The sequence below is a fragment of the Rhizobium sp. Root1334 genome (assembly GCF_001426665.1).
GTDB lineage: Bacteria > Pseudomonadota > Alphaproteobacteria > Rhizobiales > Rhizobiaceae > Pararhizobium.
In genome coordinates, this window is the sequence record NZ_LMEY01000004.1 from 78,710 (window position 1) to 95,526 (window position 16,817).

At 61.2% G+C, this 16,817-nt stretch carries 17 protein-coding genes; 10 read left to right on the forward strand and 7 right to left on the reverse strand.

What is annotated here, in order from left to right:
* The first annotated feature begins 49 nt into the window (after window positions 1-49).
* Genes ASD36_RS09670 through mnhG form a run of 6 tightly spaced genes read left to right on the forward strand, consistent with a single transcriptional unit; the run spans window position 50 to window position 6,058 of the window.
* Window positions 50-2,944 (forward strand): monovalent cation/H+ antiporter subunit A, encoded by a 2,895-nt coding sequence (locus ASD36_RS09670; protein ID WP_347360124.1) that lies wholly within the window; start codon window positions 50-52, stop codon window positions 2,942-2,944.
* Complete coding sequence (locus tag ASD36_RS09675; protein ID WP_060503055.1) at window positions 2,944-3,279, forward strand: Na+/H+ antiporter subunit C; 336 nt, start codon at window positions 2,944-2,946, stop codon at window positions 3,277-3,279. Before ASD36_RS09670 ends, ASD36_RS09675 begins: the two co-directional genes overlap by 1 nt.
* A gap of 6 nt (window positions 3,280-3,285) precedes the next feature.
* Window positions 3,286-4,911 (forward strand): monovalent cation/H+ antiporter subunit D, encoded by a 1,626-nt coding sequence (locus ASD36_RS09680; RefSeq protein ID WP_060503056.1) that lies wholly within the window; start codon window positions 3,286-3,288, stop codon window positions 4,909-4,911.
* A 3-nt stretch (window positions 4,912-4,914) separates the two neighbouring features.
* Complete coding sequence (locus tag ASD36_RS09685) at window positions 4,915-5,403, forward strand: Na+/H+ antiporter subunit E (RefSeq protein ID WP_060503057.1); 489 nt, start codon at window positions 4,915-4,917, stop codon at window positions 5,401-5,403.
* On the forward strand, window positions 5,400-5,681 hold the full coding sequence (locus ASD36_RS09690) for a K+/H+ antiporter subunit F (protein WP_060503058.1): 282 nt from the start codon (window positions 5,400-5,402) through the stop codon (window positions 5,679-5,681). Before ASD36_RS09685 ends, ASD36_RS09690 begins: the two co-directional genes overlap by 4 nt.
* Window positions 5,678-6,058, forward strand: a complete 381-nt coding sequence (gene mnhG, locus ASD36_RS09695; RefSeq protein WP_060503059.1) for a monovalent cation/H(+) antiporter subunit G — start codon at window positions 5,678-5,680, stop codon at window positions 6,056-6,058. The genes ASD36_RS09690 and mnhG overlap by 4 nt, the downstream gene beginning before the upstream one ends.
* Window positions 6,059-6,064: 6 nt before the next feature.
* Here mnhG and cobM read toward each other — a convergent pair whose 3' ends face one another.
* On the reverse strand, window positions 6,065-6,829 hold the full coding sequence (gene cobM / locus ASD36_RS09700; protein ID WP_060503060.1) for a precorrin-4 C(11)-methyltransferase: 765 nt from the start codon (window positions 6,827-6,829) through the stop codon (window positions 6,065-6,067).
* A gap of 25 nt (window positions 6,830-6,854) precedes the next feature.
* Window positions 6,855-8,096, reverse strand: a complete 1,242-nt coding sequence (gene cbiE / locus ASD36_RS09705) for a precorrin-6y C5,15-methyltransferase (decarboxylating) subunit CbiE (protein ID WP_112834739.1) — start codon at window positions 8,094-8,096, stop codon at window positions 6,855-6,857.
* Between cbiE and ASD36_RS09710 the strand changes: the two genes are divergently transcribed.
* Window positions 8,095-8,865 carry a cobalt-precorrin-6A reductase gene (locus tag ASD36_RS09710; RefSeq protein ID WP_060503062.1) on the forward strand — a complete coding sequence of 257 codons (771 nt, stop codon included), beginning with the start codon at window positions 8,095-8,097 and terminating at the stop codon, window positions 8,863-8,865. The genes cbiE and ASD36_RS09710 overlap by 2 nt on opposite strands.
* Here ASD36_RS09710 and ASD36_RS09715 read toward each other — a convergent pair.
* From ASD36_RS09715 to cobF, 5 genes are all read right to left on the reverse strand, one after another.
* Complete coding sequence (locus ASD36_RS09715) at window positions 8,829-9,593, reverse strand: precorrin-3B C(17)-methyltransferase (RefSeq protein ID WP_060503063.1); 765 nt, start codon at window positions 9,591-9,593, stop codon at window positions 8,829-8,831. The two genes, ASD36_RS09710 and ASD36_RS09715, sit on opposite strands and share 37 nt — an antisense overlap.
* The gene (locus tag ASD36_RS09720) at window positions 9,590-10,327 is read right to left on the reverse strand and encodes a precorrin-2 C(20)-methyltransferase (RefSeq protein WP_060503064.1); all 738 of its coding nucleotides are present in this window, start codon (window positions 10,325-10,327) and stop codon (window positions 9,590-9,592) included. The genes ASD36_RS09715 and ASD36_RS09720 overlap by 4 nt, the downstream gene beginning before the upstream one ends.
* Window positions 10,324-10,956 carry a precorrin-8X methylmutase gene (locus ASD36_RS09725; protein WP_060503065.1) on the reverse strand — a complete coding sequence of 211 codons (633 nt, stop codon included), beginning with the start codon at window positions 10,954-10,956 and terminating at the stop codon, window positions 10,324-10,326. The genes ASD36_RS09720 and ASD36_RS09725 overlap by 4 nt, the downstream gene beginning before the upstream one ends.
* 2 nt (window positions 10,957-10,958) lie before the next feature.
* Entirely contained in the window at window positions 10,959-12,332 is a 1,374-nt protein-coding gene (gene cobG, locus ASD36_RS09730) for a precorrin-3B synthase (protein ID WP_060503066.1), read from the reverse strand.
* A 144-nt stretch (window positions 12,333-12,476) separates the two neighbouring features.
* On the reverse strand, window positions 12,477-13,247 hold the full coding sequence (gene cobF, locus ASD36_RS09735; RefSeq protein WP_060503067.1) for a precorrin-6A synthase (deacetylating): 771 nt from the start codon (window positions 13,245-13,247) through the stop codon (window positions 12,477-12,479).
* A 351-nt stretch (window positions 13,248-13,598) separates the two neighbouring features.
* Between cobF and ASD36_RS09740 the strand changes: the two genes are divergently transcribed.
* Genes ASD36_RS09740 through ASD36_RS31670 form a run of 3 tightly spaced genes read left to right on the forward strand, consistent with a single transcriptional unit; the run spans window position 13,599 to window position 16,809 of the window.
* Window positions 13,599-15,368 carry a type I secretion system permease/ATPase gene (locus tag ASD36_RS09740; protein ID WP_060503068.1) on the forward strand — a complete coding sequence of 590 codons (1,770 nt, stop codon included), beginning with the start codon at window positions 13,599-13,601 and terminating at the stop codon, window positions 15,366-15,368.
* The gene (locus tag ASD36_RS09745) at window positions 15,365-16,684 is read left to right on the forward strand and encodes an HlyD family type I secretion periplasmic adaptor subunit (RefSeq protein ID WP_060503069.1); all 1,320 of its coding nucleotides are present in this window, start codon (window positions 15,365-15,367) and stop codon (window positions 16,682-16,684) included. Before ASD36_RS09740 ends, ASD36_RS09745 begins: the two co-directional genes overlap by 4 nt.
* Window positions 16,681-16,809 carry a hypothetical protein gene (locus ASD36_RS31670; RefSeq protein ID WP_277995993.1) on the forward strand — a complete coding sequence of 43 codons (129 nt, stop codon included), beginning with the start codon at window positions 16,681-16,683 and terminating at the stop codon, window positions 16,807-16,809. Before ASD36_RS09745 ends, ASD36_RS31670 begins: the two co-directional genes overlap by 4 nt.
* Window positions 16,810-16,817: the final 8 nt, after the last annotated feature.

Below are 16,817 nucleotides of genomic sequence, written 5' to 3' on the forward strand. Positions count from 1 at the left end.
GATTTAGGGAAACGGGCACATAGAGACCGCGGCGACATTGCTTTTGATTCTGGTTCTTGCGCCTTTTGCAGGAAGCCTTGCTGCAATCTGCATTCCCGCACACAAAGGTACGGCCAGTGCCTGGCTTTCAGGTTCGATCGCCCTGTTTTGCCTCGCCATATCGGCCGGCCTCTACCCGATCGTCGCCGCGAACAAGGTGCTTCGCTACGATATCAACTGGCTTCCGGAGCTGGGCCTGAACTTCTCGTTGCGCATGGACGGCTTCGCCTGGATGTTTGCAAGCCTGGTCACCGCGATCGGCCTGCTCGTCGTCATCTATGCGCGCTACTATATGTCGGCCAATGACCCCGTGCCGCGCTTCTTCGCACTTTTTCTCGCCTTCATGGGTGCCATGCTCGGCATGGTTCTATCAGGCAATCTCATTCTTCTGGCGATCTTCTGGGAGCTGACCAGCATCATCTCCTTCCTTCTGATCGGTTACTGGCACCACAATGCCAATGCCCGTGACGGAGCCCGCATGGCACTGACGGTCACGGGCACCGGCGGCTTGTGCATGTTCGTCGGGCTGATGCTGATCGGCCATATTGTCGGCAGCTACGATCTCGATGTCGTGCTCTCGTCGGGCAATTTGATCCGCAACGACCCGCTCTATACCCCCGTGCTAATCCTTATCTTGCTGGGAGTTCTCACCAAGAGCGCGCAGTTTCCCTTCCATTTCTGGCTACCCCATGCCATGGCGGCGCCAACGCCAGTGTCGGCCTACCTGCACTCGGCCACGCTCGTCAAAGCCGGCGTGTTCCTGTTGATCCGGCTCTGGCCTGTCATGGCAGGCACTGACCAGTGGTTCTGGCTCGTCGGCCTGGCCGGGCTTAGCACGCTCTTGCTCGGCGCCTATTTCGCCATCTTCCAGCAGGATCTGAAAGGGCTGCTCGCCTATTCGACGATCAGTCATCTCGGCCTAATCACCGTCCTGCTCAGCCTCGGAAGCCCGCTGGCAGCAGTCGCCGCGATCTTCCACACCATGAACCACGCCACCTTCAAGGCCTCGCTGTTCATGGCGGCCGGGATCATCGACCATGAAACCGGCACGCGCGACATGCGCAAGCTGAGCGGACTGTTCAAGTACATGCCGATCACCGCGACGCTCGCGATGGTCGCCAGCGCCTCGATGGCGGGCGTGCCACTGCTGAACGGCTTCCTGTCGAAGGAAATGTTCTTCGCCGAGGCGATTGAAACCCACAAATACAACGCGCTCGACACGCTCACACCCTATATCGCAACGCTCGCCAGCATGTTCGCTGTCACCTATTCGCTGCGTTTCATTTACAGCGTTTTCTTCGGCCCACCACCGCAGGACCTGCCTAAGACGGCCCACGAGCCGCCGCACTGGATGCTGGCGCCGATCTATTTCCTGGTGTTTTCCTGCCTCGTCGTCGGCGTCATCCCGGCCCTGACCATCGGCCCGTTCCTCCACACCGCCGTCCAATCGGTGCTCGGCGATGCAACCCCCGTCTATAGCCTTGCAGTCTGGCACGGTTGGAACCTGCCATTGTTCATGAGCCTAATCGCGCTGGTCGGCGGCATCGGACTGTTTTTCATCATGCGGCCCTATCTCGCCACCAGCATCGAGGGGCCGCCCTTCTTCCGCCGCCTGGAGGGCCAACGCATCTTCGAGCGCGTACTCGTGACCCTGTCGTGGAAATGGGCACGCTCCATCGAAATGCGCGCCGGCACCCGGCGTCTGCAGCCCCAGATGCGGGTCCTCGTCGCAGTAGCGCTGCTTGCGGGAGCCGTGACGCTTCTTTCACAGGGTTTCAAACCGGCGAATATCGTTCTGCGGAATATCGATCCAGCCTTTGCGCTGCTCTGGCTGGTTGGCATGGTCTGTGCCGTCGGCGCCGCCTATCAGGCGAAATTCCACAGGCTCGCAGCGCTCGTATTGCTCGGCGGTGCCGGTCTTGTCACCTGCGTCACCTTTGTCTGGCTCTCGGCACCCGATCTTGCCGCGACGCAATTGCTCGTCGAGATCGTCACGACAGTTCTCATCCTGCTTGGCCTGCGCTGGCTGCCCAAGCGGATCGAGGATCCGGACGACCAGTTGATGACCATCTCCACGCGCCTTCGGCGCCTGCGCGATCTGGCCTTTGCCGTGTTTGCCGGACTTGGCATGATGCTCATCTCCTACACGGTGATGACCCGGGAGATGCCGGAGACCATCTCCAGCTATTTCCTCGAACGCGCCTATAGCGAAGGCGGCGGCACCAATGTCGTCAACGTCATCCTCGTCGATTTCCGCGGTTTCGACACGCTGGGCGAAATCGCCGTTCTCTGCATCGTTGCTTTGACAGTATTTGCGCTGTTGTTGCGTTTCCGCCCCGCCACCGAAAGCCTCGAGGCGCCGGAGCAGCAACGCGTCCAGAACGCCTTCGACGACGATCACCCGGACCGCAAGAAGGGCGACAGCGTCACAGAATACCTGCTGGTCCCCTCGGTCATCATGCGCTGGATGTTCCCCGTCATCGGTATGCTGGCTGCCTTCCTGTTCTTCCGCGGCCATGACCTGCCGGGCGGCGGCTTTGCAGCGGGGATCGCCATGTCGATCGGCTTCATCCTGCAATATATGGCGGGCGGCACGCGCTGGGTGGAAGAACGGCTGCGAATCCATCCACTGCGCTGGATGGCCATCGGCCTCATCGTCGCCACCGCGACCGGTCTTGGGTCCTGGGTCTTCGGCTATCCGTTCCTGACCTCGCACGCCCAATACGCATCGCTGCCGATCCTTGGCAAAATCCCGCTGGCGAGCGCGATCCTGTTTGATCTTGGCGTGTTCTCACTGGTGCTCGGCGCCACCGTGCTGATCCTGATTGCGCTTGCCCACCAGTCGGTGCGTGCTCCCCGCGCCCAGATCAGGGCCGCGAGACTGGCTGCGAAGGAGAACACATAATGGAACTGGTTCTCTCTGCCGGTATCGGCGTTCTGACAGCCTCCGGCGTCTGGCTTCTGTTCCGGCCGCGCACCTATCAGGTCATCATCGGCCTGTCGCTGCTCTCCTATGCCGTCAATCTTTTCATCTTCGGCATGGGGCGGCTGAGGGTCAATGCGCCGCCGGTGCTGGAACCGGGTGGTGTCGGTGGACTTTTGACCCACACCGATCCCATCCCCCAGGCACTGGTATTGACAGCTATCGTCATCGGCTTTGCTATGACGGCGCTTTTTCTCGTCGTTCTTCTCGCCTCTCGCGGCTTTACCGGCACCGACCATGTCGATGGCAGGGAGTAGCGCGGAATGAGCTGGCTTCATCACCTGATCATCCTACCGATCCTGCTGCCGATCGTCACGGCAGCGGCTCTCATTCCCATCGACGAACGGAACCGGACGCTAAAGGGCGTGATCGCGTTCACCTCGACCGTCGTGGTTTTCATCATCAGCATTCTGCTGATGCAGATGGCGTCCTCCTCGGGAGACGGCGAAGCGGGTGCCAGCGTCTACCTGCTTGGAAACTGGCCGGCACCGTTCGGCATCGTTCTGGTGCTTGACCGGCTGTCCGCCCTGATGCTGGTCCTGACGGGACTGCTAGCGATGGCAACGCAAGTGTTCTCGATGGCGAAGTGGCATCGGGCCGGCCATCACTTCCATTCGCTGTTCCTTTTGATGCTCGCTGGTCTCAACGGCGCCTTCCTGACCGGCGACCTTTTCAACCTGTTCGTCTTCTTCGAAATGATGTTGGCAGCGTCCTATGGATTGCTGCTGCATGGCTCAGGCCCGATGCGGGTCAAGGCGGGTCTACACTACATCGCCGTCAACCTCGCGGCGTCCTCGCTGTTCCTGATCGGCGTCAGCCTGATCTACGGCGCGACCGGTACCCTCAACATGGCCGATCTTGCCATGCGGATCACCACGATCGGCCCGGAAAACCGGATGCTGATGGAAGCTGGTGCTGCCCTTCTCGGCATAGCCTTCCTCGTCAAGGCCGGCATGTGGCCACTCGGCTTCTGGCTTCCTGCCACCTACGCGGCGGCAACCCCGCCGGTTGCCGCAATCTTCGCCATCCTCACCAAGGTTGGCGTCTATATTCTTCTGCGGCTCTCCATGCTGCTGTTCGGCAGCGATGCCGGCGCCTCCCTCGGCTTCGGGCAGTCGGTACTTCTTTATGGCGGCCTGCTGACGATCGGTTTCGGTGCAATCGGCGTACTGGCCTCGCAGGCGATGGGCAGGCTTGCCGGCTATTGCGTGCTGGTCTCCTCCGGCACGCTGATGGCGGCGATCGGCCTGGGCAATGGTGCCGTCATCGGTGGCGCGCTGTTTTATCTTGTCAGCTCGACACTGACGATATGCGCCTTCTTCCTGCTGATCGAACTGGTGGAGCGCGCCCGCGATGCCGGTGCCGACGTTCTGGCCGTGACGATGGAGGCCTATGGCGACGTCGATGAGAACGAGGAAGAGAAAGAGGGGGGCGTTGCCGTGCCTGGTACCATGGCCGTACTTGGCCTGTGTTTCTGCATCTGCGCCATCCTTCTGTCAGGCCTGCCGCCACTGTCCGGGTTCCTTGCCAAATTCGCCATGCTTCATGGGGTGTTCAATCCCAGCAGCTTTGGCGACGATGTGCCGGTATCCGGTGTTGAATGGAGCTACACGGCCCTGCTTATCCTGTCTGGCCTTGCCGCCATGATCGCCATGAACCGCGTCGGTATCCGCACGTTCTGGACATCGATCGAAGGCACTATCCCACGCGTCTTCCTGATCGAGATCACACCCGTTCTGCTGCTACTGACGGCCTGCGTTTTCCTGAGCTTCCAGGCAGGTCCCGTCATGCGCTACATGGACGCGACGGCAAAATCGCTGAGTGAGCCACAAAACTACATCGGACGCGTGATGTCGGCGCCGCGCGCCGGTCCTGTGGCAGGGGAATAGAGCATGCGCTACTGGTTCCCCTATCCGCTACTGTCGCTAGCCCTTTTGATGTTGTGGCTGCTGATCAACCAGTCGCTGTCGCCAGGCCAGGTCGTGCTCGGCAGCGTACTTGGGGTCGTCCTTGCCTGGATCATGGTCAATCTCCAGCCCGACAAGACGCGCCTGAAGAATTATGGCGTGATTGCCGTTCTTGCCGGACACGTGGCTGCCGACATTGTCCGCTCCAACATCGCTGTCATGAGTGCGATCCTGCGCGCCGGAAAGCGTCCGATCAATTCCGGTTTCGTCACCATCGACATCAGCCTGCGCGACGAGAATGCGCTGGCAGTGCTTGCCTGTATCCTGACCGCGACACCAGGCACCGCCTGGCTCGAATTCGACCGCCAAACCGGTGTTCTCATGATCCATGTCCTGGATCTTGAGAACGGCGCGGCATGGTCCGAACTGGTCAGAAATCGCTATGAGGCCCCGCTGAAGGAGATATTCGAATGAACGAGCTCTTCATCATCTGGTCGATTCTGGCATCCCAGATCCTGCTTGGACTGGCCATGGGATGTGCGCTGTTCCGGATGGTCCGTGGGCCACGGGCGCAGGACCGTATCCTCGGCCTCGACGCGCTTTATATCATCGCCATGCTACTGCTGCTGACATTCGGCATCCGCACGGCCAATTCGATCTACTTCGAAGCGGCGCTGATCATCGCCATACTCGGCTTCGTTTCCTCGATCGCTTTTGCCAAATTCTTGATGCGTGGCGAGGTGATCGAATGAGCCATCTGACCGACCTTCCAACCTGGGTAGCAATCCCGGTTTGCATCTTGCTTCTCCTCGGGTCAACCATCACCCTTATCGGTTCGATAGGGCTGATCCGGCTGAAAACCTTCTATGGCCGCCTGCACGCGCCGACACTCGGTGCCAGCGCCGGCACGGTCCTGATCTGCACCGCCTCGATGATAACCTTCGCCGTGCTTCAGAACCGCTGGATTCTTCATGAGGTCCTGATCATCGTCTTCGTCATCCTGACAACGCCGGTGACCTTGATGTTGCTTGGCCAATCCGCGCTTTACCGCGACCGGATCGAAGGCAAAAACGACGTGCCGCGCAAGGCAGCCGGCGAGCAGCCGGACACCACGGGCATGGATATCTGAGGCCTTTTACAACCCGTCGCGACCGCGAAACCGCCGCTGATAGGCCGCGTCATAGAGCGAACTCTCGCGGAAGTCAGTGGCTCCCAGCGTGCGGCCGACAAAGATCAGTGCCGTCCGCTCGATCGGATCGGCCGCCACCTTTGCCTCGATATCGGCGAGCGTAGCCCGGATAACTCGCTCATCTGGCCAGGAAGCCTTGACGACGATGGCCACTGGGCAATCGGCGCCATAAAGCGGTGTCAGTTCCTCAACCACCTGTCCAAGCGCATGGATCGCCAGATGAATGGCCAGCGTCGCACCGGTGGCACCAAAACCGGCCAACGTTTCCGCATTCGGCATCGGCGATGCACGGCCGGACACGCGCGTCAGCACAAGGCTCTGGGCAACCGCCGGAATGGTCAGCTCCCGGCCAAGCGTCGCAGCAGCGGCCGCAAATGCAGGTACGCCGGGCGTCATCGTATAGTCCAGCCCATGCTTCTCCAGCCGACGGATCTGCTCGGCAACAGCGCTCCACACCGACAGATCGCCGGAATGCAGCCGCGCCACATCATGACCAGCGGCGGCAGCCTTCACATATTCCGCCTCGATCTCATCCAGCGACATCGGCGCCGTATCGACGATCCGGGCGCCTTCCGGGCAATATTGTAGTAATTCCGGCGAAACAATCGAGCCGGCATAGAGGCAGACCGGGCAGCGGGCGATGAGATCGCGGCCGCGCACGGTGATCAGGTCTGCAGCGCCCGGGCCTGCTCCGATGAAATGAACGGTCATGCTTTGTCCTTTTGAAATTCCAAGATCACGGCTTTACCCATGACCATTGCGTCACCGGCATCGCAGGCCGCCAGCCGGTCATGGCGCCAACGGGAGCGACGCGGGCAATATCGATACGGATCAACGAACCGCCGAGCCGCGCGTGATGATCGAGAAGAACCGCTTCCATCTGTGTCGTGACCGCATTGGCAACCAGCCGGCCACCGGTCTTCAAGGCAGCGATGGCCGCTGCCATCACGCCCTCTTCACTGCCGCCACCACCAACGAAGATCGCATCCGGAGATGGCAGCCCGGCAAGGGCGCCCGGTGCGGTACCATGCACGACGGTTAAACCCGGCACGCCGAAATTGGCCGCGTTCCGCTTGATACGCTCTGCCCGCTCGGCAGAGCCTTCGATGGCAATTGCGCGCATGGCCGGGGCGCACAACATCCACTCGATGCCGATCGAACCGGATCCGCCACCGATATCCCAGAGCAGTTCACCGCGCCGCGGGGCCAGCGCCGACAGCGTCAGTGCGCGGACCTCCCGTTTGGTGATCTGGCCGTCATGCTCATACAGCCCGTCATCGAGGCCGGGCGCCAGCGGCAGGATTCGGGCGCCTGCCTCAGCCACGACATCGACGGCGCAGATGTTGAGCGGATTGATATCCGTCAGCGAAAATTCCGCTGCGACATGCGATGTTTCACGCTCCCCAGATCCACCCAACGCCTCGAGTACCGTCAGTCGCGACGGCCCGAATCCGCTTGCCGCAAGCAACCGGGCCAGTTCACCAGGACCGCGCTCATCCGATGTCAGCACCAGAATGCGCGAGCCTGGCTGCAGATGCGGCCGGATCAGATCGAGCGGACGCCCATGCAGGGAAACGATCACCGAATCCTGCAGCGCCCAACCAAGACGGGAGGCGGCCAGACTGAAGGATGACGGAGCAGGAAGAACGCGCATTTCCGAACGGTCGATCTGCCGCGACAAGGTCACGCCGACGCCGAAGAAGAATGGGTCGCCGGACGCAAGAACCACAACGGGTGTTCCGCGCCGCGCAAGTACAGCTTCGACGGAGCGCTCGAAGGGGCTGAGCCAACTCTGTTGCTCACCGGCGATCAGCGGAGCGGCAAGCTCCAGATGGCGAACGCCGCCGAAAACCACCGAGGCACTGGCGATACAGCGCTTGGCCTCGTCTCCGAGACCGGCTAAACCGTCTTCGCCAAGGCCAACAATCGTCAGCCACGGCGTTGTGTCACCACGAGAAAAGGCCTGATTGTCACCCATGGGCAAACACCGCATCCTGATCCTTGGCGGCACGACCGAAGCGCGGCAACTGGCAACCGCGCTCGCGCAGCGCGCCGATTGCGACAGCCTGCTTTCGCTGGCCGGGCGCACGGCCGAGCCGATGGTGCAGCCCGTTGCGACCCGCAGCGGCGGCTTCGGTGGCAGCGACGGACTTGCCGAGTTTTTGAAGGCTGGAAATTTCGATCTTTTGATCGATGCCACCCATCCCTTTGCCGCTCGCATCTCCAACAACGCCGCCATCGCCGCAGGCAGTACCGGTATTCTGTTTTTTGCTTTGCGCCGCGCCAAATGGAAGCAGGAACCGGGCGATCGCTGGAAGAGTGTTCGCTCCATCGCGGACGCGGTCGGCGCTCTTGGCACCGTGCCGAAACGTGTCTTCCTCGCGATCGGCAGACAGGAGGCTTTCCACTTCGAAAGCGCACCGCAGCACCGCTATCTGATCCGCAGCGTCGATCCCGTTACACCGCGGCTCGACATTCCCCAAGCGGATTACATTCTCGCGACCGGCCCCTTCGAGGAGGCCGCCGAACGTCAATTGCTGATCGAGAACCGGATCGACGTCATCGTCGCCAAGAACAGCGGCGGCACCGCCACCTATGGCAAAATCGCGGCCGCCCGCGCGCTCGATATCGCGGTGATCATGGTCGAGCGCCAGCAACCGGACGATGTCCGCACGGTCGAAACTGTCAAAGACGCGCTCGGCCTTGTCGATCACCTTTTCTCCCCGGAGATGAAACGCGGCGTGTAAACGAGATCGGGTTTACCCGGACGCTGAATGATCCGCGTTTCCGGCGAGCCGATGACCACACAGGTCGCCATATCAGCCTTCTGCGCATCCGCCTGCCCAAGCGGCATGACCAGCATCCGCTCGTCCAGACGGCCAGCCGCACGGCCGAAGATAACCGGCGTTTCCGCAGGCAGCACGGTGCGCAGGATTTCGAATGCTTCGCCGAGCTGCCAGGGCCGCGCCTTGCTGATCGGATTGTAGAGTGCGATCACCAGGCCTGCTTCGGCCACCAGCTTCAAGCGGCGGGTGATCACATCCCAGGGCTTCAGATTGTCCGACAGCGAGATCGCGCAGAAATCGTGTCCGAGCGGAGCGCCGATGCGGGCGGCAACCGCAAGCATGGCGGTGACGCCGGGAACGATGACGAGATCGATCGTGCGCCATTCGTCTGGCCCGTTGTCGATCGCCTCGCAGACGGCAGCAGCCATGGCGAAGACGCCCGGGTCACCGCCGGAGACGACGCAGACATTCATGCCGGAAATAACGCGAAGGATCGCGGCATGCGCCCGGTCGAGTTCTTCGCGGTTGTCCGAAGCGATCCGGTTCTGGTCGGGGCGCAGCGACAACCGGTCGAGATAGGGGCCGTAACCGAGGAAATCGGTGGAGTTCGAGACCGCATCAAGCGCCTCTGGCGTCATCTGCTGCGGACCCCCGGGACCTGTGCCGATCACATAAAGCGTACCGCTCATGGCCTGCCACTCCAGCCGGGCACCAGCACCAGCGAAAAATATGGCGCGATATCATCGGCTTTTTCAGCCAGCGGGATCATGGCGGAATTCGCCATCGTGCCGCGCTCGACGTAAACGGCCTGGTTGATCTTGCCCGCAGCGACCAACGCCCGCCGGATTTTCGGCAGGTTGCGGCCAACCTTCATGATCACGGCGGCTTCCGTGTCGCCAAGACGGCGCTTCAGTTGATCCTCACCCATCGTGCCCGGAAGCACGGAGAGCACGTCGTCGCCCTGTACAATCGGCAATCCCGCCAGCGACCAGCAGCCGGACATGGCCGTAATCCCGGGGATGACCTCGACCGGAAAACGCCCGGCCAGCCGCACATGCAGATGCATGTAGGAGCCATAAAACATCGGGTCGCCTTCGCTGAGGATCGCGACGGTCTTGCCCGCGTTCAAATGTTCGGCAACAGCGGCTGCCGAGGCATCGTAGAAACCGGTAATCTGGCTCTTGTAGTCGTCGTGATCCTTATCGATCTCGACGGTCACCGGATAGTAGAGTGGCAATTCGATAAGACCGGGCTTCAACAGCCCGTCGACAACCGCGCGTCCATTGCCGCGCCGGCCTTCCTTGGCGAAATAGGCAAGCACGTCGGCTGCCGCCAGCGCCTTGACGGCCTTGAGGGTCAGAAGCTCCGGATCGCCCGGGCCAGTTCCGACACCAATCAGCCTGCCGATCGAAGCGCCGCTCAAAGACCCGGCCTCGCCAGCGAATTGACGGCCGCCGCCGTCATGGCACTACCACCGAGACGGCCGCGCACGATGGCATAGGGTACACCATAGGAATTTTCCGCCAGCGCATCCTTCGATTCCGCTGCACCGACGAAGCCGACCGGCATGCCGATGATCGCCGCTGGTTTTGGCGCCCCGTCGCGCAGCAGTTCCAACAGGAAGAAAAGCGCTGTCGGCGCATTGCCGATGGCAACCACGGAACCGGCCAGGCGCTCGACCCACAGCTTCAGAGCGGCGGCAGACCGGGTGTTGCCGATCTCACGGGCGATATCGGCCGTCTGCGGTTCGCGCAAGGTGCAGATCACGTCATTCTCGGCGGGAAGGCGTGCGCGGGTAATGCCATGAGACACCATGAACGCATCACAGAAGATCGGCACGCCGTTCTTCAGCGCCTGACGCGCTGCTGGAACAAAGCCCGGAGAAAACTCGAAATATTGCGCAGCCTCCACCAATCCGCAAGCATGCACCATGCGAACAGCCAGATCGGCCTCTTCCTCGGAAAAGCGGGACAGATCGGTTTCGTTGCGAATGATGGCAAACGAACGCTCGTAGATGGCATCGCCATCCCGGATATAATCGTATTCAGGCATCTCTATCCCTGTTGAACCGCGGCTCTGATCCCGTCCGCTCCGAGCCGTGTAAGGCAGGACCGGGCCGATTCGCCACCCTGTTTCCGCTCAGACACGAGCTTGTCGAGGTGTTCAAGTGCCGTTCTCATGTTGTTTTCTTCGATATAGGCGGTTGGCGCCGCCGATGCTGGGCCATTTACGACAAGGCCGTAGCCTGTTGGCGCAGCGGTAATCGTCAGCGCCGAGGCGGATGGCTTGGCGCACCCCTTGGCGCAACCGGAGACATGCACCGTCAGCGACCCGTCGAGCAGCGCCGGTGCCGTGTCTGCAACCAGTTGTGCCACGGACCGCGTATCGATCCGCGCCGAGCCACAAGCACCGGCACCGGCGCAGGCGGCAATATGGTTGCGGGGATCGCGCGGAAAGGCCCGCAATCCATGGCCGAGGGCCAGAGCTTGCGCTGCGCCTATCCGGTCGGGTGCGATGCCCAGCACCATCAGCGCTTGGCCAGGCGCCAGCCGGATTTCTGTAGCCCCCAGAATTTCCAGCGCTTCAAGCAATGCGACAAGACGCTGTACGTCGATTTGTCCGAAAGGCAGGCCGATGCCCAGAACCGGTCTCTGCCCGCCGAGATCATGTATGCCAGCAGCGTTCGGTGCCGCAACCAGCGGCGCGATCAGATCAAGATCGGTCATCGCCGCCCAGCGTGTCGAAACAGCACCAACAATATCGCGGGCTCGGGCATCCCGGCCGATCGCAGCAAGGTTTTTGAGAATATCCATCACGGCCGGGACGACGGCCGCTTCCTCCAGTGCCGCAATCCGCGTTGCCGTCGTTTCCGTACCGGCAAGGGCCAGCAGCCAGAAGACCTGCCCATTGGTCCGCATCGCTCTCAGCCTGATATCCGCCGTGACCGCGCCCAGGTTCAATTGGCCACCACCATCGATGATGACCGACAGCTTGGGCGCTAGAACCAATGGCGGCTGATGTGCGGCTACCGCCACGCGCAACCGTTCAGCGACGGAAACGGCATCGGCAACTTCGGTCTGGTCCAGCCCGGAGAGCGGGGGCGTTTCGATGGCCAGACCCTGCGCAATCGCTATCCCGGCTTCGGCAATTTTTTCAGAAAGGAGCGGGACTGTGCGCGTGGTCAACCCTCGGATCTGCAGATTTCCGCGGGCGGTGATTTCCAGGATGCCGTTTCCACACGACGCAGCCGCATCCGCTATTGCCATCAGGTCGCGAAGCGCAAATTCCGGCTTTTCAGGCCGCAGCCGTGCCAGAAGGCCATCGCCCGTCATCATCGGCGTTGACAGTGACGGACAGGCGCCGCGGCGCATCGCCAATCCCTGCGTGGCTTCCATCGGTCCGTTGGAGGGGGCGGCACAAAACGTCATGACAGGCAGCTGGCCATTTCCAGTTTTCAAAAAAAGGACAATCCAAGGCGCCGGGCCATCGCTCGCCCGCCGCTGTAGTCTACAACACAGGACACCAGGCCGCCATCGCATGCAGCATGTCGAAACGAAGCACCGCTTTGACCACTACTCTTCAAAATCCGCACCCTTCTGCAAAAGATAAATATCCATGATCCAGCCATGCAGCGCCCGCGCCGACGCCCGGGCTTTGAGGATATCGTCCCTCACATCGGCTAGCCTGCCGGAGATAATGATCTCCTGCTCGGTGCCGAGATAGGCACCCCAATAAATCCGCGCACCCGGGTCGTCGATCTTCATGAACGCCTGCTCGCCATCAAGCATGACGACGGCCGTTTCGCTTTTCTGCGGAAAACTATCGGTCAAACGGCGGCCGGTGGTGATCTCGACCGGTTTGCCGACGAGATTGAGCGGGATCCTGTGGCTGGCCGCAAGCGCCTGAATGCTGGTAATGCCAGGGATGACCGCATAATCGAACACGATCGTCTTCAAGGCACGGACCCGTTCGATAATCCGGATCGTGCTGTCATAGAGCATCGGATCGCCCCAGACGAGAAAGGCACCGGTCTGGCCTTCATCGAGTTCCTCGGTCAGAAGCCGCTCGTAAGCACTGGAGATTGCGGCATGCCATTCATCGACGCTGCGATGATAGGATCGATCCGCCACCTGGCGTACCGGTATTTCGAATTCCACCACCCGGCTGCGCGGATTGGTAACATAGCGCGACACGATATCGCGGCGGATATCGGCAAGCTGCGCCTTGGCATCACCCTTGGTGGGGATAAACAGAACACTGGCCTTATTGAGCGCATTGATCGCCTGTACCGTCATGTGTTCAGGGTTTCCGGCGCCGATCCCCACGACCAGAATGTTTCTCATTTCGCACCCTTTTCCAACATATCGGAGTGTTTGGCTGATTGATTGAAGGAGTGCAAGGCAGAGGCACCTATCATCAAGTCTAAGCATCTGGTAAAGCAGTAAAATACTTTACCTGAACATTACAACCGCGTGGCAATATTCCGATATTTCCACTATAAAATCGACAAAACCGTTTACATTAGCGAGGAATAATTTACATAGGCGCGCAAATCCGGCAACCGGCGATGCGATATGCCGTTGCAGTTCGCAGATCCCCCAGGAGACAGAATCCCAGGTAATGCGGCCTTAGAGAAATTGTGGCACATTGTGCACACCATTTGAGACGGCGAACGTCTCGCGAGGACCTCCACAGTGACGAATTCATCGAAGAACAAAGTCAGCGCATCCGATCCTGCCGAAGCTTTGTGGAACTGCAAGGCGGCGTTCATCGGCATCTTTATCGCCAGTGCGCTTGTCAACATTCTCTACCTGACTGGCTCCTTCTTCATGCTGGAAGTCTATGACCGGGTCCTGCCGAGCCGAAGCATCCCGACATTGATCGCGCTCTGCCTGCTTGCGCTGCTGCTCTATGCGTTCCAGGGCGCCTTTGAGATGGTGCGCAGCCGCATGCTCGTACGCGTCGCAGGGGCCTTGGATGAAGCCATGAGCGCGCGGATCTATCGTGCCGTGGTTCAGGCCCCTTTGAAACTGCGCACCCAGGGCGATGGCCTGCAGGCTCTTCGCGATTTCGATCAGGTGCGTTCCTTCCTGTCCGGCACCGGCCCCGCGGCTTTCTTCGACCTGCCCTGGCTGCCGTTCTACATCGGCATCTGCTTTCTCTTCCATCCACTGATCGGCGTCGTCGCGATCGTCGGTTCGATCATCCTCATTGCCCTGACGTTCCTGACGAACCGCGGCACGCAAGGCCCATCGAAAAGGGCGTCGGAAGCGGGCAACCATCGCAACGCCTTCGCCCAGGCTTCGCAGCGCAATGCCGAAGTCATGCAGGCCATGGGCATGATGGGGCGGATGTCGCAGCTCTGGGAGCAAAGCAACAATACCTACCGGGAGCAGAATCGCGAAACATCGGACGTCGGCAACGGCTATGGCGCTTTGTCCAAGGTGTTCCGCATGGCGCTGCAATCCGCGGTTCTCGCAACCGGGGCGGTTCTGGTCATTGAAGGATTGGCGTCGCCCGGCATCATCATCGCCGGTTCGATCCTGACGGCACGGGCGCTGGCGCCAGTAGAACTCGCGATCGGCAACTGGCGCGGCTATGTTTCCTGCCGCCAGAGCTGGGCTCGCCTGAAGGAACTGCTCAAGGCCCTGCCGGAACGGGAGGCACCGTTGGAGCTCCCCGTGCCGAAGGGGCAACTGAGCGCTGAAAGCCTTGCAGGTGGCCCTCCCGGTGCGCAGCGCCTGACCTTTGCAGACGTGAACTTCACTGTGAGAGCCGGCAGTGCGCTTGGCGTGATCGGCCCCAGCGCCTCCGGCAAGTCCTCGCTTGCGCGTGCCCTCATCGGCATCTGGCCCGCTTTTCGCGGCTCCGTGCGCCTCGACGGTGCAGCACTTGATCAGTGGGACACCGACAGGCTTGGCCGGTTCATCGGTTATCTGCCCCAGGATGTCGAGCTTTTCGCCGGCACCGTGGCGCAGAACATTGCCCGCCTGAGCGAAAATCCGTCACCGGACGCGATCGTTTCCGCCGCCAAGGCCGCCCGTGTCCACGATCTCATTCTCAAACTGCCCAATGGTTACGAGACGGAGATTGGCGAAGGCGGTGCAGCACTTTCCGCCGGCCAGCGCCAGCGGGTCGCTCTTGCCCGCGCCCTGTACGGAGATCCTTTCCTCATCGTCCTCGACGAACCCAACTCCAATCTGGATGCCGAGGGCGAGCAGGCGCTCAGCGAAGCGATCATGAGCGTGCGCGCACGCGGCGGTATTGTCATTGTCATTGCCCACAGGCCAAGTGCGCTCGCCGCCGCCGATATGGTGCTGATGATGAACGAGGGGCGGATGCAGGCCTTTGGGCCAAAGGACGAAGTGCTTGCGCAGATTCTGCGCAAGGAGAACCGCCAGCAGCAAGTTGCAAGCCACGCATCGTTGAAAGTCGTGGGTGAAGGACAGGAGTCCGCATCGTGACCGATACAGCAAAGCCCATAAGCGCGCACCGCTCGCTGCGCCGGCATATCACCGCGGTGACCGTCCTCGGCCTCGCCCTCGTCGTTGGCGTCGGCGGCTGGGCAATGACCACCGAACTGTCGAGCGCGATCGTCGCCAGTGGCACCGTCGTGGTCGAGAACAATGTCAAGAAGATCCAGCACCTGACCGGCGGCATCGTCGAAGAAGTGCTGGTTAAGGAAGGCGATACCGTCAAGGCTGGCCAGATCCTGATCAAGCTCGACGGGACGACCGTGCGCGCCAACCTCTCCATCGTTCAAAATACCCTGGCGCAGCTTTATGCGCGCCGGGCCAGGCTTCTCGCAGAACAGCTCGGCTCAGACGATTTCACCATCCCCGAAGACCTCAGCCAGCTGATATCCGGCACCAGTACGCCCGGTGAAGTTCTGGAGCAGAGTGAACGCAAACTGTTCATCAGCCGCAAGAACGCGCTCGTCGGCATGAAAAGCCAGCTCGCATCGCGCAAGGACCAGCTGGCCGATGAAACCAAGGGCCTGAGCGTTCAGCTCACAGCGATCGAAGATGCGCTGAAGCTGATCAGCGAAGAACTGACGGGTCTCGATAAGCTCTACGGCAAGGGCCTTGTTTCCATGCAGCGGCTGACTGAACTGAAGCGTGACCGCGCCCAGCTCGAGGGAGACCGCGGCGCGCGTATCGCGGCCCGCGCTCAGGCGGCCGGCAAATCCAGCGAGATCGACCTGCAAATCCTGCAGCTGGATGAAGACCGCCGCACCGAGAATGCCAAGGAGCTGACGGATGTCGAAGGCAAGATCGCCGAATACGAAGATCGCCGCGTCGCCGCCATGGACCAGCTGAAGCGCATCGACATTCGTGCGCCGCTTGACGGCCGGATCTATCAGCTGGCCGTTCATAGCGTGAACGGCGTCATCAACCCCGGCGAAGTTCTGATGCTTGTCGTCCCCGGCGCTGACGGCCTGACGGTCGAGGCCAAGATTGCCACGCATGACATCGACCAGATACGCGTCGGCCAGCCGGTTGAAGTCCGGTTCAGCGCCTTCAATCAGCGTACCACACCGATCGTCGAGGCAGAGGTTGTCACCGTTGCACCCGACCTCGTGACCGACCAGCGCACCGGCATGACCTACTATCCGTTGCGCATCAAACCGAAGCCGGAGAGCCTGAAGGGCCTGAAGGGGCTGACCCTTTATCCCGGCATGCCGGCCGAGGTCTTCATCAAGATCGCCGATCGCACGGTGATCTCCTATCTCGCGAAACCGCTGACCGAACAGATCCAGCATACGTTCCGCGAGGATTGAGCCAGGCAAACACCGGCAACACGGCGGTGGTGATCATCGTCGTGTTGCCGGAAAACGCCGGTTTGAAACAAACAGTGCTGCAACGCAAAAATGCCGTGGCTGCTTGCGGCACCACCGGTGTATGACCATGGTC